The sequence below is a fragment of the Citrobacter sp. C5_2 genome, from assembly GCF_014596845.2.
GTDB lineage: Bacteria > Pseudomonadota > Gammaproteobacteria > Enterobacterales > Enterobacteriaceae > Citrobacter > Citrobacter werkmanii.
In genome coordinates, this window is record NZ_CP115032.1 from 1,501,065 (window position 1) to 1,516,337 (window position 15,273).

16 protein-coding genes are annotated in these 15,273 nt (G+C 53.2%); 9 read left to right on the forward strand and 7 right to left on the reverse strand.

The annotated features are described in order from the left end of the window. The first annotated feature begins 58 nt into the window (after positions 1-58). The 6 genes from ucpA (at position 59) to cysM (ending at position 5,799) form a co-directional block, all read left to right on the forward strand. Positions 59-850: an SDR family oxidoreductase UcpA gene (gene ucpA / locus ICA20_RS07200; protein WP_038642502.1), complete on the forward strand. Its 792-nt coding sequence runs from the start codon at positions 59-61 to the stop codon at positions 848-850. Positions 851-1,007: 157 nt separating this feature from the next. After that, complete coding sequence (locus tag ICA20_RS07205) at positions 1,008-2,024, forward strand: sulfate ABC transporter substrate-binding protein (RefSeq protein WP_038642500.1); 1,017 nt, start codon at positions 1,008-1,010, stop codon at positions 2,022-2,024. Further along, on the forward strand, positions 2,025-2,858 hold the full coding sequence (cysT, locus tag ICA20_RS07210; RefSeq protein WP_038642497.1) for a sulfate/thiosulfate ABC transporter permease CysT: 834 nt from the start codon (positions 2,025-2,027) through the stop codon (positions 2,856-2,858). It begins immediately after the preceding gene. Further along, entirely contained in the window at positions 2,858-3,733 is an 876-nt protein-coding gene (gene cysW, locus ICA20_RS07215; RefSeq protein ID WP_038642495.1) for a sulfate/thiosulfate ABC transporter permease CysW, read from the forward strand. The genes cysT and cysW overlap by 1 nt, the downstream gene beginning before the upstream one ends. Further along, positions 3,723-4,820 carry a sulfate/thiosulfate ABC transporter ATP-binding protein CysA gene (gene cysA / locus ICA20_RS07220; protein ID WP_038642493.1) on the forward strand — a complete coding sequence of 366 codons (1,098 nt, stop codon included), beginning with the start codon at positions 3,723-3,725 and terminating at the stop codon, positions 4,818-4,820. Before cysW ends, cysA begins: the two co-directional genes overlap by 11 nt. 67 nt (positions 4,821-4,887) lie before the next feature. Next, the gene (gene cysM, locus ICA20_RS07225; protein WP_038642491.1) at positions 4,888-5,799 is read left to right on the forward strand and encodes a cysteine synthase CysM; all 912 of its coding nucleotides are present in this window, start codon (positions 4,888-4,890) and stop codon (positions 5,797-5,799) included. 81 nt (positions 5,800-5,880) lie between these two features. Here cysM and ICA20_RS07230 read toward each other — a convergent pair whose 3' ends face one another. After that, entirely contained in the window at positions 5,881-6,597 is a 717-nt protein-coding gene (locus tag ICA20_RS07230; protein WP_038642489.1) for a type 1 glutamine amidotransferase, read from the reverse strand. Positions 6,598-6,610: 13 nt separating this feature from the next. After that, entirely contained in the window at positions 6,611-7,903 is a 1,293-nt protein-coding gene (gene ptsJ, locus ICA20_RS07235) for a transcriptional regulator PtsJ (RefSeq protein WP_038642487.1), read from the reverse strand. 82 nt (positions 7,904-7,985) lie between these two features. Between ptsJ and pdxK the strand changes: the two genes are divergently transcribed. After that, the gene (gene pdxK / locus ICA20_RS07240; RefSeq protein WP_038642485.1) at positions 7,986-8,852 is read left to right on the forward strand and encodes a pyridoxine/pyridoxal/pyridoxamine kinase; all 867 of its coding nucleotides are present in this window, start codon (positions 7,986-7,988) and stop codon (positions 8,850-8,852) included. Further along, positions 8,849-9,088 (forward strand): hypothetical protein, encoded by a 240-nt coding sequence (locus tag ICA20_RS07245; protein ID WP_038642483.1) that lies wholly within the window; start codon positions 8,849-8,851, stop codon positions 9,086-9,088. The genes pdxK and ICA20_RS07245 overlap by 4 nt, the downstream gene beginning before the upstream one ends. Positions 9,089-9,150: 62 nt before the next feature. Here ICA20_RS07245 and crr read toward each other — a convergent pair whose 3' ends face one another. The 5 genes from crr to cysZ all read right to left on the reverse strand — a co-directional run bounded on the left by crr (position 9,151) and on the right by cysZ (position 14,011). Further along, positions 9,151-9,660 carry a PTS glucose transporter subunit IIA gene (gene crr / locus ICA20_RS07250; protein ID WP_000522253.1) on the reverse strand — a complete coding sequence of 170 codons (510 nt, stop codon included), beginning with the start codon at positions 9,658-9,660 and terminating at the stop codon, positions 9,151-9,153. Positions 9,661-9,700: 40 nt separating this feature from the next. Further along, complete coding sequence (gene ptsI, locus ICA20_RS07255; protein WP_003038080.1) at positions 9,701-11,428, reverse strand: phosphoenolpyruvate-protein phosphotransferase PtsI; 1,728 nt, start codon at positions 11,426-11,428, stop codon at positions 9,701-9,703. 45 nt (positions 11,429-11,473) lie between these two features. After that, positions 11,474-11,731: a phosphocarrier protein Hpr gene (gene ptsH / locus ICA20_RS07260; protein WP_002913505.1), complete on the reverse strand. Its 258-nt coding sequence runs from the start codon at positions 11,729-11,731 to the stop codon at positions 11,474-11,476. Positions 11,732-12,114: 383 nt separating this feature from the next. After that, entirely contained in the window at positions 12,115-13,086 is a 972-nt protein-coding gene (gene cysK, locus ICA20_RS07265; protein WP_038642476.1) for a cysteine synthase A, read from the reverse strand. Between the two features lie 163 nt (positions 13,087-13,249). Continuing rightward, positions 13,250-14,011: a sulfate transporter CysZ gene (cysZ, locus tag ICA20_RS07270; RefSeq protein WP_069324501.1), complete on the reverse strand. Its 762-nt coding sequence runs from the start codon at positions 14,009-14,011 to the stop codon at positions 13,250-13,252. Between the two features lie 230 nt (positions 14,012-14,241). Here cysZ and zipA point away from each other — a divergent pair, with 230 nt between their 5' ends. Beyond that, a complete protein-coding gene (gene zipA / locus ICA20_RS07275; protein WP_038642472.1) occupies positions 14,242-15,255 on the forward strand; it encodes a cell division protein ZipA in 1,014 nt (337 codons plus the stop codon). Positions 15,256-15,273 lie beyond the last annotated feature (18 nt).

Genomic DNA, 15,273 nt, shown 5'->3' on the forward strand with positions numbered 1-15,273 from the left:
TGCTGTATCTTCTGCGTGAATGAAGCGAAGGCTTCATATTCAAAAGGAGAATATTGAAATGGGAAAACTCACGGGCAAAACAGCATTGATTACGGGCGCATCGCAGGGTATTGGCGAAGGGATCGCCAGAACGTTTGCCCGCCATGGCGCGAACTTAATCCTGCTGGATATCTCCGATGAGATTGAAAAACTGGCGGATGAGCTGGCTGGACGCGGTCACCGCTGCACGGCGGTTCACGCGGATGTCAGAGATTTTGCTTCAGTCACGGAAGCGGTGAAACGCGCGAAGAAGGTTGAAGGCAAAATCGATATTCTGGTCAACAACGCCGGCGTATGTCGCCTCGGTAACTTCCTTGAGATGAGCGATGACGATCGCGACTTCCATATTGATATCAATATCAAAGGCGTCTGGAACGTAACGAAAGCCGTACTGCCGGAGATGATTGATCGCAAAGACGGGCGCATCGTGATGATGTCCTCAGTCACTGGCGATATGGTGGCCGATCCGGGCGAAACGGCCTACGCAATGTCAAAAGCGGCGATTATCGGCTTAACCAAATCGCTGGCGGTGGAATATGCGCAGTCCGGCATTCGCGTGAACGCCATTTGCCCTGGCTATGTTCGTACGCCGATGGCGGAAAATATCGCGCGTCAGTCCAATCCGGACGATCCGGAATCTGTATTAACTGAAATGGCGAAAGCGATTCCAATGCGTCGTCTGGCCTGTCCGCTTGAAGTCGGCGAACTGGCCGCGTTTCTCGCCTCGGATGAGTCCAGTTATTTAACTGGCACGCAAAACGTCATTGATGGCGGCAGCACTTTGCCTGAAAGCGTAAGCGTTGGCGTCTGATTGATGCCGGTCTCCTCCCCGCGCGATGGGGAGGAGGTACCCCTTATTCTCTTTTCAACTTTCAAATCATCAAACGGTATATAAAACCGTTACTCCTTTAGCACTGGTTATAAATATGATGACCATAAGAAAGTCATTAAATTTATAAGGGTGCGCAATGGCCGTTAACTTACTGAAAAAAAGAACCCTGACGCTGGCAGCAATGCTGTTGCTGGTGGGGCAGGCGCAGGCAACGGAACTGCTGAACAGTTCATACGATGTCTCCCGCGAGCTGTTTGCCGCCCTTAACCCGTCGTTTGAACAGCAATGGGCGAAAGATAACGGTGGCGATAAACTGACGATTAAACAATCTCATGCCGGGTCATCAAAACAGGCGCTGGCGATTTTGCAGGGACTGAAAGCTGACGTTGTGACCTATAACCAGGTCACCGATGTGCAGATCCTGCACGATAAAGGCAAACTGATCTCCGCCGATTGGCAAAGCCGCCTGCCGAATAACAGCTCGCCATTCTATTCCACCATGGCGTTTTTAGTGCGTAAGGGTAACCCGAAGAATATCCACGAATGGAACGATCTGGTTCGCCCGGACGTGAAGCTGATTTTCCCGAACCCGAAAACCTCCGGAAATGCGCGTTACACCTATTTAGCGGCATGGGGCGCGGCGGACAAAGCTGACGGCGGCGATAAAGCCAAAACCGAACAATTTATGACCCAGTTCCTGAAAAATGTCGAAGTGTTTGATACCGGCGGTCGCGGTGCAACGACCACCTTTGTTGAACGCGGCCTGGGTGATGTGCTGATCACATTTGAATCGGAAGTGAACAACATCCGTAAACAGTATGAAGATCAGGGCTTCGAAGTCGTGGTGCCGAAGGTCAACATTCTGGCGGAATTCCCGGTAGCCTGGGTCGATAAAAATGTGCAGGCCAACGGTACTGAAAAAGCGGCGAAAGCGTACCTGAACTGGCTGTACAGCCCACAGGCGCAAACCATCATTACCGATTTCTACTACCGCGTGAACAACCCGCAGGTGATGGACAAGCTGAAAGATAAATTCCCGCAAACCGAACTGTTCCGCGTGGAAGACAAGTTTGGCACGTGGCCTGAGGTGATGAAAGCGCACTTTGTCAGCGGCGGTGAGCTGGACAAACTGTTGGCGGCGGGGCGTAAGTAAATGTTTGCTGTTTCCTCCCGACGCGTGCTGCCCGGCTTTACCTTAAGTCTGGGCACCAGCTTACTGTTCGTTTGCCTGATATTGCTGCTGCCGCTTAGCGCGCTGGTCATGCAACTGGCGCAAATGAGCTGGGCGCAGTATTGGGAAGTGATTACCAATCCGCAGGTGGTAGCGGCTTATAAAGTGACGCTGCTGTCGGCGTTTGTGGCATCGATTTTTAACGGCGTGTTCGGTCTGCTGATGGCGTGGATCTTAACCCGCTATCGCTTTCCGGGCCGTACGCTGTTGGATGCGCTGATGGATCTGCCATTTGCGCTGCCTACGGCGGTAGCTGGCCTGACGCTGGCATCGCTGTTTTCAGTCAATGGCTTCTACGGCGAATGGCTGGCGAAGCTGGATATTAAGGTGACCTACACCTGGCTGGGCATCGCGGTGGCGATGGCCTTTACCAGCATTCCGTTTGTCGTGCGCACCGTACAGCCGGTGCTGGAAGAGTTAGGCCCGGAGTATGAAGAAGCGGCGGAAACGCTTGGCGCCACGCGCTGGCAGAGTTTTCGTAAAGTGGTGTTGCCAGAGCTGTCTCCTGCGCTGGTGGCGGGCGTAGCGCTCTCGTTTACCCGAAGCCTCGGTGAGTTTGGCGCGGTTATTTTTATCGCCGGGAACATCGCATGGAAAACAGAAGTGACCTCGCTAATGATTTTTGTTCGCTTGCAGGAGTTTGACTACCCGGCTGCCAGCGCGATTGCTTCTGTGATCCTCGGGGCGTCGTTGCTGCTACTGTTTTCAATTAACACCCTGCAAAGTCGCTTTGGTCGACGCGTGGTAGGTCACTAATGGCAGACATTACCCAATTGAAACGCTATGACGCACCCCGCATTAACTGGGGTAAATGGTTTCTGATCGGCACGGGCATGTTGGTATCGGCCTTTATTTTGCTGGTGCCGATGATTTATATCTTCGTGCAGGCGTTCAGCAAGGGATTAATGCCGGTGCTACAGAACCTGGCTGACCCGGATATGCTGCATGCCATTTGGCTGACGGTGCTAATTGCGCTGATTGCGGTGCCGGTGAATCTGGTGTTCGGCGTATTGCTGGCCTGGCTGGTGACTCGCTTCAACTTCCCTGGACGACAGCTGTTGCTGACGCTGTTGGATATTCCCTTTGCCGTCTCGCCAGTGGTCGCTGGTCTGATCTATCTGTTGTTTTACGGTTCTAACGGCCCGCTGGGTGGTTGGCTGGATGAGCACAACCTGCAAATTATGTTCTCCTGGCCGGGAATGGTGCTGGTGACGGTGTTCGTGACCTGTCCGTTTGTGGTGCGCGAACTGGTGCCGGTGATGCTAAGTCAGGGCAGCAATGAAGACGAAGCGGCGATTTTGCTTGGTGCCTCTGGCTGGCAGATGTTCCGCCGCGTCACGCTGCCGAATATCCGTTGGGCGTTGCTGTATGGCGTGGTGCTGACTAATGCCCGTGCGATAGGCGAATTCGGCGCGGTGTCGGTGGTTTCCGGCTCGATTCGCGGCGAAACCTTATCTTTACCACTGCAGATTGAATTACTGGAGCAGGACTATAACGCCGTTGGCTCCTTTACCGCCGCCGCGCTGTTGACGCTGATGGCGATTATTACCCTGTTTTTGAAGAGCATGTTGCAATGGCGTCTGGAGAACCAGGAGAAACGCGCGCAGCAGGAGGAAAATCATGAGCATTGAGATTGCCAATATTAAGAAGTCTTTTGGTCGCACCCAGGTGCTGAACGATATCTCGCTGGATATTCCTTCAGGTCAAATGGTTGCTCTGCTGGGGCCATCCGGTTCGGGCAAAACTACGCTGCTGCGTATCATTGCCGGGCTGGAGCATCAGTCCAGCGGGCATATTCGTTTTCACGGCACCGACGTCAGCCGTCTGCATGCGCGCGATCGCAAAGTGGGGTTTGTGTTCCAGCACTATGCGCTATTTCGTCATATGACGGTATTCGACAATATCGCCTTTGGTCTGACAGTTCTGCCACGGCGTGAGCGTCCTAATGCGGCGGCGATCAAAGCCAAAGTGACCAAACTGCTGGAGATGGTGCAATTGGCTCATCTGGCGGATCGTTTCCCGGCACAGCTTTCCGGTGGGCAAAAGCAGCGTGTGGCATTAGCGCGTGCCCTGGCGGTAGAACCGCAGATCCTGCTACTCGACGAGCCGTTTGGCGCGCTCGATGCTCAGGTGCGTAAAGAACTGCGCCGTTGGCTGCGTCAACTGCATGAGGAGCTGAAGTTTACCAGCGTGTTTGTTACCCACGATCAGGAAGAAGCGACGGAAGTTGCAGACCGGGTGGTGGTGATGAGCCAGGGTCATATCGAACAGGCCGACGCGCCGGATCAGGTCTGGCGAGAACCGGCTACCCGTTTTGTGCTGGAGTTTATGGGCGAGGTTAACCGCCTGCAGGGGACGATTCGCGGTGGGCAATTCCACGTGGGCGCACACCGTTGGCCGTTGGGCTATACGCCTGGCTATCAGGGACCGGTCGATCTGTTCCTGCGTCCATGGGAAGTGGATGTGAGCCGCCGTACCAGCCTGGATTCGCCGCTGCCGGTTCAGGTGCTGGAAGCCAGTCCGAAAGGGCACTACACCCAATTAGTTGTACAACCCCTCGGGTGGTACAGCGAACCGCTGACGGTCATCATGCAGGGCGATGATTCCCCGAGCCGCGGTGAACGGCTGTTTGTTGGACTGCAAAATGCACGTTTGTATAACGGCGACCAGCGTATTGAAACGCGTGAAGAGGAACTTGCCCTGGCGCAATCAGCCTGATAGGTTAATTTGCATAGTTATCGCCCGGTGGCGCTACGCTTACCGGGCTTTTTTACGAGCTGAAAACGTGAACACATTAGAACAAACAATTGGCAATACGCCTCTGGTGAAATTACAACGCCTGGCGCCGGATAACGGCAGCGAAATTTGGGTCAAGCTGGAAGGGAATAATCCTGCGGGTTCGGTGAAAGACCGGGCGGCGCTGTCGATGATTGTTGAAGCGGAAAAGCGTGGGGAAATTAAGCCGGGTGACGTATTGATTGAGGCCACCAGCGGCAATACTGGCATCGCGCTGGCGATGATCGCCGCGCTGAAGGGCTACCGCATGAAGCTGCTGATGCCGGACAACATGAGCCAGGAACGCCGGGCGGCAATGCGTGCCTATGGCGCGGAGCTGATTCTGGTCACTAAAGAGCAGGGGATGGAGGGGGCGCGCGATTTAGCCCTCGCTATGTCTGAGCGCGGAGAAGGTAAACTGCTCGATCAGTTTAATAATCCCGATAACCCGTATGCGCACTACACCACCACCGGACCCGAAATCTGGCAGCAGACGTCAGGTCGCATCACCCATTTTGTCTCCAGCATGGGGACGACCGGTACCATTACCGGCGTGTCGCGTTTTCTGCGGGAGCAGGAAAAAGCGGTCACTATCGTTGGCCTGCAGCCGGAAGAGGGCAGCAGTATTCCGGGAATTCGCCGCTGGCCTGCGGAATATATGCCGGGCATTTTTAACGCCTCGCTGGTGGATGAGGTGCTGGATATTCACCAGAATGATGCCGAAAACACCATGCGTGAACTGGCCGTTCGTGAAGGGATTTTCTGTGGTGTCAGTTCTGGCGGCGCGGTGGCGGGCGCGTTACGCGTCGCACGTGCCACGCCCGGCGCGGTAGTTGTGGCGATCATCTGCGATCGCGGCGATCGCTATCTTTCGACCGGCGTCTTTGGTGAAGAGCACTTTAATCAGGGGCTGGGAATTTAACTTGTTGGCCTGATAAGCGTAGCGCCATCAGGTAACTGCCTGGCACGATGGCCGGATAATGTTTTATCCGGCCAGGGATGATTACTCGTTACGTTTTTGCACCAGCTTATCCAGGAATTGCCACAGCTTCTCATTCATCTGCTGGTAGTCCCAGGCGCGCATCTCTTCAACCGGGCGGATGAAGCGTTTCCCTTCAGCTTCGGCCAGCTCTTGCTCTGAGTGCTGAATTAATCCTTCAATCGCATCAGCTGTGAACTCCATATGGCACTGGAAACCATAGACGAAATTACCGTATTGCACGATTTGTCGCGGGCAGCCCTCGCTTGCGGCCAGAATTATCGCCTGGTCGGTTAACCCTGGCATGTCGTTGTGCCAGTGACCGACGATAAGCGGTGAGCCGAAATGGCTGAATAACGGGTGCTGTTGGCCTGATTCGGTAAGGGTGATTGGATAGTGGCCAATCTCTTTTTCCGGGCTTTGACACACCTTCGCGCCCAGCGCTTCGCCAATTAACTGCGAGCCCAAACAGATCCCCACCACGATTTTTCGTGCCGTAATCGCCTGGTTGATCAGATGCTGTTCGGCCTGAGCGTCAAAGTATGGGCACTCTGCCTGCGTGGTGCGGGGCGACTGCGGGCCGCCAAAGACGACGAGCATATCGAAACCATCGGCATTGGCGGGAACCGCTTCTCCAGCGTATACGCGTGACCAGGTGATGGTATAGCCGCGCGATTCGGCCCATGGCAGGTACGCACCAGCAGATTCAAAAGACTCATGAATAACAAAATGAACTCGCACTTTTTCTCTCCTGTTAGCGCTTGAGCGCCTGATGAATATCAGCCGCCAGCTTATCAATGTCGCTGTCTTCTAATGTTGACAGCGTAATGCGTAAACCATGTGCAGGCGTATTGACGCCGAACACTTCGCCTTCGCGTACCAGCCAGCCGGACTTTGCCAGCGCAAAAGCGATCGCCTGACTGTGATCTGCCAGCGGTAACCACAGATTCAGACCGTCCCCGACGGGCAGTTCAATACCATATTGGCGCAGAGCTGAATTTAGCTTTTGCTGCTGGACGGCGTAAAACTGCTGCGTTTGCGCCAGCGTGTGTTGATATGTCTCGTCACTCAGGCAGGCGCAGGCTAAATCCTGCAGCAGATGGCTGACCCACTGACTGCCGGAGTTGAGCCGTAAACGCAGTTTCCCGGAAGTGACGGGATCGCTGGCTACGATAGCCAGGCGTAAATCCGGGCCTAAAGTTTTCGACATCGAACGGACTATCGCCCAGTGCGTGGTTTCCTGCGCAATCACCGGATACCAGGGGCAAGTGGACAGCAGCGCAAAGTGGTCGTCGACAATCACCAGCGTCTGCGGATAGCGGGCCAGGATTTCCTGCAATTGCGCCGCGCGGGATGCGCTCAGACTGCATCCTGTCGGGTTATGCGCGCGCGGCGTCAGAATCACCGCCCGCGCGCCTTTCTGTAGTGCGAGTTCCAGTTGGTCCGGCAGCATGCCTTCGCGATCAACGTTGGCTGGACTGGCGGAGAATCCGGCATAGCGCAGCATGTTGATGCTACTCAAAAAGCACGGATCTTCTACAGTCACGCTATCGCCGGGCAGTAAATGGGCGCATAGCAGCCGCTCGATAGCGTCAATGGCGCCGCTGGTGATATCAATTTCACCTTCGCCGGGCATGGCATTTTGCATCCATTGTGATGCCCATACCTTAAGTTCAGGTGATACAGCGGCATCGCCGTACAAGCGCGGATTCTTATTTATCTTCGCGAAATAACTACTCAGGTCAGGAAGCCGTGAGGGGGCTGGGTTACCGCCGGAAAGATCGATTAGTGGGGTATCTGGGTTCCCACCTTCCAGCGCAACGGGGGCAGTAATCCCCTTAATCACGGTGCCGTTGCGTCCCAGACTCTGTGCCAACCCGGAGGTGACCAGACGTTTGTAAGCCGCCGCGACAGTATTGCGGTTCACGTTTAATTCCGTTGCCAGTTCCCGCACTGGCGGCAACGTTTCTCCCGCTACCAGCGTGCCTGTAGCGACATGTTGACGGATACTGTCAAAAATTTCGTTAGCGGTTTTTCCGTCGATCATTATTGACCTATGACAAAATGGATTTTAGCATATGACGATAATAATGAGGCGTAAGCGCGCTGTCCAGCGAGAGGAGAAATTTATGGAGCAGGAGAGTGATATTCAGTCAGTGCTCTTCGACGACAAACATCGGGCATTACAGACCGATATCGTCGCCGTCCAGTCACAGGTGGTATATGGCAGCGTAGGCAACAGTATCGCTGTGCCGGCCATTAAAGCGCAGGGATTACGCGTGACGGCAGTACCCACGGTACTGTTCAGTAACACCCCGCATTATGAAACTTTTTACGGCGGCGTTATTCCGCCCGACTGGTTTAGCGGCTATCTGCGCGCCTTAAGCGAACGTGATGCCTTACGCGAGCTAAAGGCGGTGACGACAGGGTACATGGGCAGCGCGGAGCAAATCGCCTTGCTGGCACAGTGGCTGGAAACCGTTCGGGCCACGCATCCGGACCTGTGCATTTTGGTTGACCCCGTGATTGGCGATACGGATAGCGGTATGTATGTTAAAGCCGAAATCCCGGAGGCTTATCGTCAGCATCTGCTGCCGCTGGCGCAGGGGCTGACGCCGAACGTATTCGAGCTGCAAATGCTGAGCGGAAAGCCGTGTCGTACGCTTGATGAAGCAATCGCAGCGGCAAAATCTCTGCTTAGCGACACGCTGAAATGGGTGGTGATCACCAGCGCGCCGGGCGATAGCGAAGAGAATATTAATGTGGCGGTAGTGACGGCTGAAACGGTTGAGGTGTTCGCTCACCCGCGGGTGAAGACGGATTTAAAAGGCACCGGCGATCTGTTCTGTGCTGAACTGGTGAGCGGCATTGTGCTGGGGAAAGCGCTGACTACGGCAGCATACGATGCCGCGCAGCGCGTGCTGGACGTCATGAGCTGGACGCATCAGTGCGGTTGTGATGAATTAATTCTGCCACCGGCAGGGGAGGCGCGATGAAAAGTTATCGGCTGGTGGTTCGTCAGCATGGACGTTTAGTCGGGCATTTTGATACCAGCGGCACAGAGGCACTGGAAGACATTTGTGTAGCGCGGGCGATGTTTGGTATTGCGGGTGGGTATGATTGTGAACTGCTGGTGTCTGATTCCGAAAGGCGGATGCTGGAAAGCGGACCGGAAGGGATGAAAATCCTGATGCGCGAGGCGTGTTACCGGCCGATGACCTCACAAATTTAACGCCGCCATCCGTTAGATAAAAAAATGGCGCCATCTGGCGCCATTCTTCTCTGCGGCAAGAATTACTTCTTGATGCGGATAACCGGAGTTTCACCCACGGTCACGCTACCGGACAGTTTGATCAGCTCTTTGATTTCGTCCATGTTGGAGATAACAACCGGAGTCAGGGTCGACTTGGCTTTTTCTTCCAGCAGCGGCAGATCGAATTCAATAACCGGGTCGCCCACTTTAACGCGCTGACCTTCTTCAGCGATACGCTTGAAGCCTTCGCCTTTCAGTTCAACGGTATCAATACCGAAGTGAACAAACAGCTCAATGCCGCTGTCGGATTCGATAGAGAAAGCGTGGTTGGTTTCAAAGATTTTGCCGATGGTGCCATCAACAGGGGCGACCATTTTATTACCGGTTGGTTTGATAGCGATGCCATCACCAACGATTTTTTCAGCAAAAACTACATCCGGCACGTCTTCGATGTTGACGATCTCGCCAGAGAGCGGAGCAACAATCTCAATAGTTCCGGTGTCTTTCTTATCATCAGAAACCAGAGATTTCAGTTTATCGAACAAACCCATGATCTTCTCCTAAGCAGTAAATTGGGCCGCATCTCGTGGATTAGCAGATTGTTTTTTCTTCAATGAACTTGTTAACCAGCGTCATTAACTCGTCCGTTGTCGGTTGAGCAAGAGCCTGCTCTGCTAACACCTTCGCATCTTCGAAGTTCGTGTTACGGATAATCTTCTTAATGCGCGGGATAGAAATGGCGCTCATAGAGAATTCGTCCAGACCCATCCCCAGCAACAGAAGTGTAGCACGTTCGTCGCCTGCAAGCTCACCACACATGCCAGTCCATTTGCCTTCAGCATGAGAAGCATCAATAACTTGCTTGATCAGCGTCAGCACAGATGGCGACATCGGTTGGTAAAGGTGTGAAATCATATCATTACCACGGTCAACTGCCAGGGTGTACTGCGTTAAATCATTGGTGCCGATACTAAAGAAATCAACTTCTTTGGCTAAATGACGCGCAATTGTTGCCGCAGCCGGTGTTTCCACCATCACGCCAATCTCAATGCTTTCGTCAAAAGCTTTACCTTCGTCGCGCAGTTCCTGTTTGTAGATTTCGATCTCTTTGCGCAGCGCGCGCACTTCTTCAACAGAGATGATCATCGGGAACATGATGCGCAGTTTACCGAAAGCAGAGGCACGCAGGATAGCGCGAACCTGGTCACGCAGGATTTCTTTACGATCCATGGCGATACGCACGGCGCGCCAGCCCAGGAACGGGTTCTCTTCTTTCGGGAAGTTCATGTACGGCAGCTCTTTATCGCCGCCGATGTCCATGGTACGGACGATGACCGCCTGAGAGCCACAGGCTTCAGCCACGGCTTTATACGCAGCGAACTGTTCTTCTTCAGTCGGCAGCGATTCACGGTCCATGAACAGGAATTCGGTGCGGTACAGACCAACACCTTCAGCGCCGTTACGCTCAGCGCCTTCAACGTCACGCACGGTACCGATGTTGGCGCAAACTTCAACCTGATGTCCGTCCAGCGTGATTGCCGGCAGATCTTTCAGTTTTGCGAGTTCCGCTTTCTCGGTCGCTACCTGCTCCTGAACGGCACGCAGTTGCTCGATAACGTCGTTGGTCGGATTGACGTAAACCTGGTTGTTTACGGCATCCAGAATCAGATAATCGTCGTTTTTCACCTGAGAGGTGACGCTACCCGTACCGACGATGGCAGGCAGTTCCAGAGAACGCGCCATGATGGAGGTGTGGGAAGTACGTCCCCCCGCGTCAGTGATGAAACCCAGCACCTTGTTCAGGTTCAGCTGTGCGGTTTCTGACGGGGTCAGGTCTGCGGCAACCAGGATAACTTCTTCCTGAATCGCGCTCAGGTCGATGATCGCCAGACCCAGAATGTTACGCAGCAGGCGTTTACCGATGTCACGTACGTCAGCCGCACGTTCTTTCAGGTATTCATCATCCAGCTCTTCCAGGGCTGTGGCCTGACCTTCGATAACTTCATGCGCAGCTGCATCAGCCGTCATGTGCTTATCTTTAATCAGGGCTATGATTTCCTGCTCCAGCTCCTCATCTTCGAGCAGCATGATATGCCCTTCAAAGATGGCTTCTTTTTCTTCACCGAACGTTTCACCAGCTTTGGTTTTGATCGCTTCCAGTTGCGCAGATGCCTTGGCACGACCGCTCAGAAAACGTTCAACTTCCTGATCAACCTTGTCGGCAGAAATTTTTTTCCGGTCAATGACGATTTCGTCTTCTTTCAGCAGCAATGCTTTGCCGAAAGCGATACCCGGGGATGCTAAAATGCCTGAAATCATAACCCTACCTTACTTGTGACTGATATTTAAAAGAACTCGTTGAACTTACTCGAGTTCAGCCATCAGTTTTACCAGATGCTCAACTGCTTTCTGCTCGTCTTCACCTTCTGCGGACAGGGTGACAACGGTACCCTGAGTCAGGCCCAGAGTCTGCAGTTTAAACAGGCTTTTGGCGCTAGCGCTTTTGCCGTTGGAAGTCACAGTAATTTCAGAAGTAAAACCTTTTGCTTCTTTAACAAACTGAGCAGCAGGGCGAGTATGCAGACCGTTCGGAGCGGTAATGGTAACTTCTTGCTGGAACATTATATTTCCCCAACTTATAGGTTTAGTGTTGTGGAACTAAAGTCTAGCCTGGCGGTTCAACTTTAGCCTGTATTGTTAGCATCGGCGTAAACTGGACGCGACACAAAAGGAGTTCGGTACAATCCGTTGTTGGCAACTTCTTGCCGCTGACGTTTCGTTCGTCATTAAACATTATGCAGCGAAAGGAAGAGTTGAACCAAATCATAAAATCGATTCAGCTAGCGCTTTTCCTGTAACGATTAATTTCGCGCATCAAAATAATTAGCTTGGTTAAATACCAGTTCCTGCGGGTTGAATCAATGCCAGGAGAGTTGAAACTTTGAAGCAGGCCACAAAAAAGCACCCAAAAGGGTGCTTTTTTACGCGTTTTTAACATGCTGGCATTACTGTTGCAGTTCTTTCTCAGTGAAGAGATCGGCAAACAGTGCAGTGCTCAGATAACGCTCACCCGATGACGGTAGAATAACCACTATATTCTTATTGGTAAAGGTTTCATCTTCCTGGAGCTTGAGCGCGGCAGCAACCGCAGCACCGGAAGAGATCCCCGCCAGAATACCTTCTTCTTCCATCAGGCGACGTGCGGTAGAGATAGCTTCATCATTGGTGATGGTAACGACTTTATCGATAAGCTTCAGATCAAGGTTACCTGGAATGAAGCCTGCGCCGATACCCTGAATTTTATGCGGACCCGGTTTGAGTTCTTCACCCGCCAGGGCCTGGGTGATGACAGGGGAGTCGGTCGGTTCTACCGCGACGGTGATCAGGTCCGTTTTACCTTTGGTGCCTTTAATGTAACGGGTCACGCCAGTCAGCGTACCGCCGGTGCCGACGCCGGAAATAAAGACATCAACCTGGCCATCGGTATCTTCCCAGATTTCCGGCCCGGTGGTTTTTTCGTGGATTTCCGGGTTGGCCGGGTTGCTGAACTGCTGCAGCAGCAGGAATTTTTCCGGATCGCTGGCCACAATTTCTTCCGCTTTTTGGATCGCGCCTTTCATCCCTTTTGCGCCTTCGGTCAGCACCAGATTCGCGCCCAGCGCTTTTAACAGCTTGCGGCGCTCAATGCTCATGGTTTCCGGCATGGTTAACGTCAATTTGTAACCACGAGCGGCGGCAACGTAGGCCAGCGCGATGCCGGTATTGCCGCTGGTCGGTTCTACCAGCTCAACGCCCGGTTTCAGTACCCCACGTTTTTCGGCATCCCAAATCATATTGGCACCGATACGGCATTTGACGCTAAAGCTCGGGTTACGTGATTCCACCTTCGCCAGAATGCGTCCGTTACCGATACGGTTCAGTCGAACCAGCGGCGTATGACCGATAGTCAGCGAGTTGTCTTCAAAAATCTTACTCATGGCCTGTCCTTAACTGTATGAAATTGGGATACCGCTTCAGCATACCTGTTGAGAAAGTATGGGGAAGTAAGGAAATCGCATATCTATATGCTGATGGGAAATAATGCCTTGCAGTATGGAATAAGAGCGGACATAAGCCAGCCCGCTTTTACACATTTTTGCATTACTTCCATAACGCATGCTTAGCACGATAGCAGTCTACCCACATCGCCGTGGCGCCACAAACCGCAACCGGCATAATGAACAGATTGAGTACCGGGATCATGGTGAACAGACTGGTCAACGCGCCAAACTGCATATTGGTCACCTTACGCGTGCGCAGCGCGACGCGCATCTCCTTAAAAGGCACCTTGTGGTTATCAAACGGATAATCACAGTACTGAATGGCCAACATCCACGCGCTGAACAGGAACCACAGCACCGGGGCGACGGTCTGTCCAATGCCCGGAATAAAATAGAGGATCAGCAACACGAAGGCGCGCGGGAGATACCACGCCAGCTTTTGCCATTCACGTTTCATAATGCGAGGAACGTCTTTCATGATGCCGAGAACGCCGGTGTCGGGCGGCGTGGCGCCCGTTAAGCGCGCTTCAAGTTGCTCCGCCAACAAACCGTTAAACGGTGCGGCAATCCAGTTGGCGACGGTGGAGAACAGGTAGCCGAACACTAACAGTACGGAAATGGTAACGATCGGCCACAGCAAATAGCTGAGCCATTGAAGCCAGTCAGGTACGTGGCTCATCAGCGCAGGGATCCAGCTATCGAGTTGGCTAAATAACCACCAGAACGCGCCGCCCATCAACAGGATATTCACCAGTAAAGGCAGAATAACAAAACGACGAATGCCCGGTTGGGAGATGAGCTTCCATCCCTGAGAAAAGTAATAAAGGCCGCTGCGAGGTACAACTGCAGATGATGAAACCATGGTCAGGACATACTCCTTGTTATATAAGCTCTGGTAAACCTGGCGTATCTTACCGGGTTGTTGAGCGTTAAGCTGTTCGGAAATGTTCGAAAAAACAGCAAAAAGCACAATTTTGTTCATCTTTATGCCGTGAAAGCCAAGAGTGCACTTGCACTTGGCGTAATCGACAAATACTCTTAGTGAGTAAATGTTTGCCGTGGTGGCAAGGTGTTAGAACAACAGAGAATATAATGATGCAGGATTTGCGTCTGATATTAATCATTGTTGGCGCGATCGCCATAATCGCTTTACTGGTACATGGTTTTTGGACTAGCCGTAAAGAGCGGTCTTCTATATTCCGCGATCGCCCACTGAAACGCATGAAGTCTAAACGTGAAGACGAGGATTCGTTCGACGACAACGTCGAGGAAGACGAAGGCGTGGGCGAAGTTCGCGTTCATCGTGTGAATCATGCTCCCGGTAACGCGCAGGAACATGGTGTTCCTCCTCAGTCGCCGCAACACCAGTACCAGCCGCCTTATGCGTCTGCTCAGCCGCGTCAAACCGCGCAGCAGCCTGCACAAGCGCCGGTACAGCCGCCGCATGTTCAGCAGCCGCCTCAGCCTGTTCAACCGCAGCAGCCTGTGCAACATCAGCCTGTTCAGCCGCAACCGGTGCAACAGCCGGTACAGCATCAGCCCGTTGCTCCGCAGGTTCAGCAGCCCGTGCAGCAGGCTCCGCAACCTGCGCCGCAGACCTTCCAGCCAGCAGAGCCTGTCGTTGAACACCAACCGCAGCCTGAGCCGGTCGTTGAAGAAGCGCCTGTTGCCGAAAAACCGCAGCGTAAAGAAGCGGTCATTATTATGAACGTCGCGGCTCACCATGGTAGCGAACTCAACGGTGATGTGCTGCTCAACAGCATTCAGCAAGCCGGTTTTAAATTTGGCGATATGAATATTTTCCATCGTCACCTGAGCCCGGATGGCAGCGGTCCGTCGCTGTTCAGTCTTGCCAACATGGTTAATCCTGGTACGTTTGACCCGGAGATGACGGGCGACTTCAGCACGCCTGGCGTGACTATTTTTATGCAGGTTCCGTCCTACGGGGACGAGCTGCAAAACTTTAAGCTGATGCTGCAGTCCGCGCAGCACATTGCTGATGAAGTTGGCGGTGTGGTGCTCGACGATCAACGTCGTATGATGACGCCGCAGAAACTGCGGGAATATCAGGACCGCATCCGCGAAGTTAAAGAATCTCACGCCTGATTTTCTTCTGGCGTGACA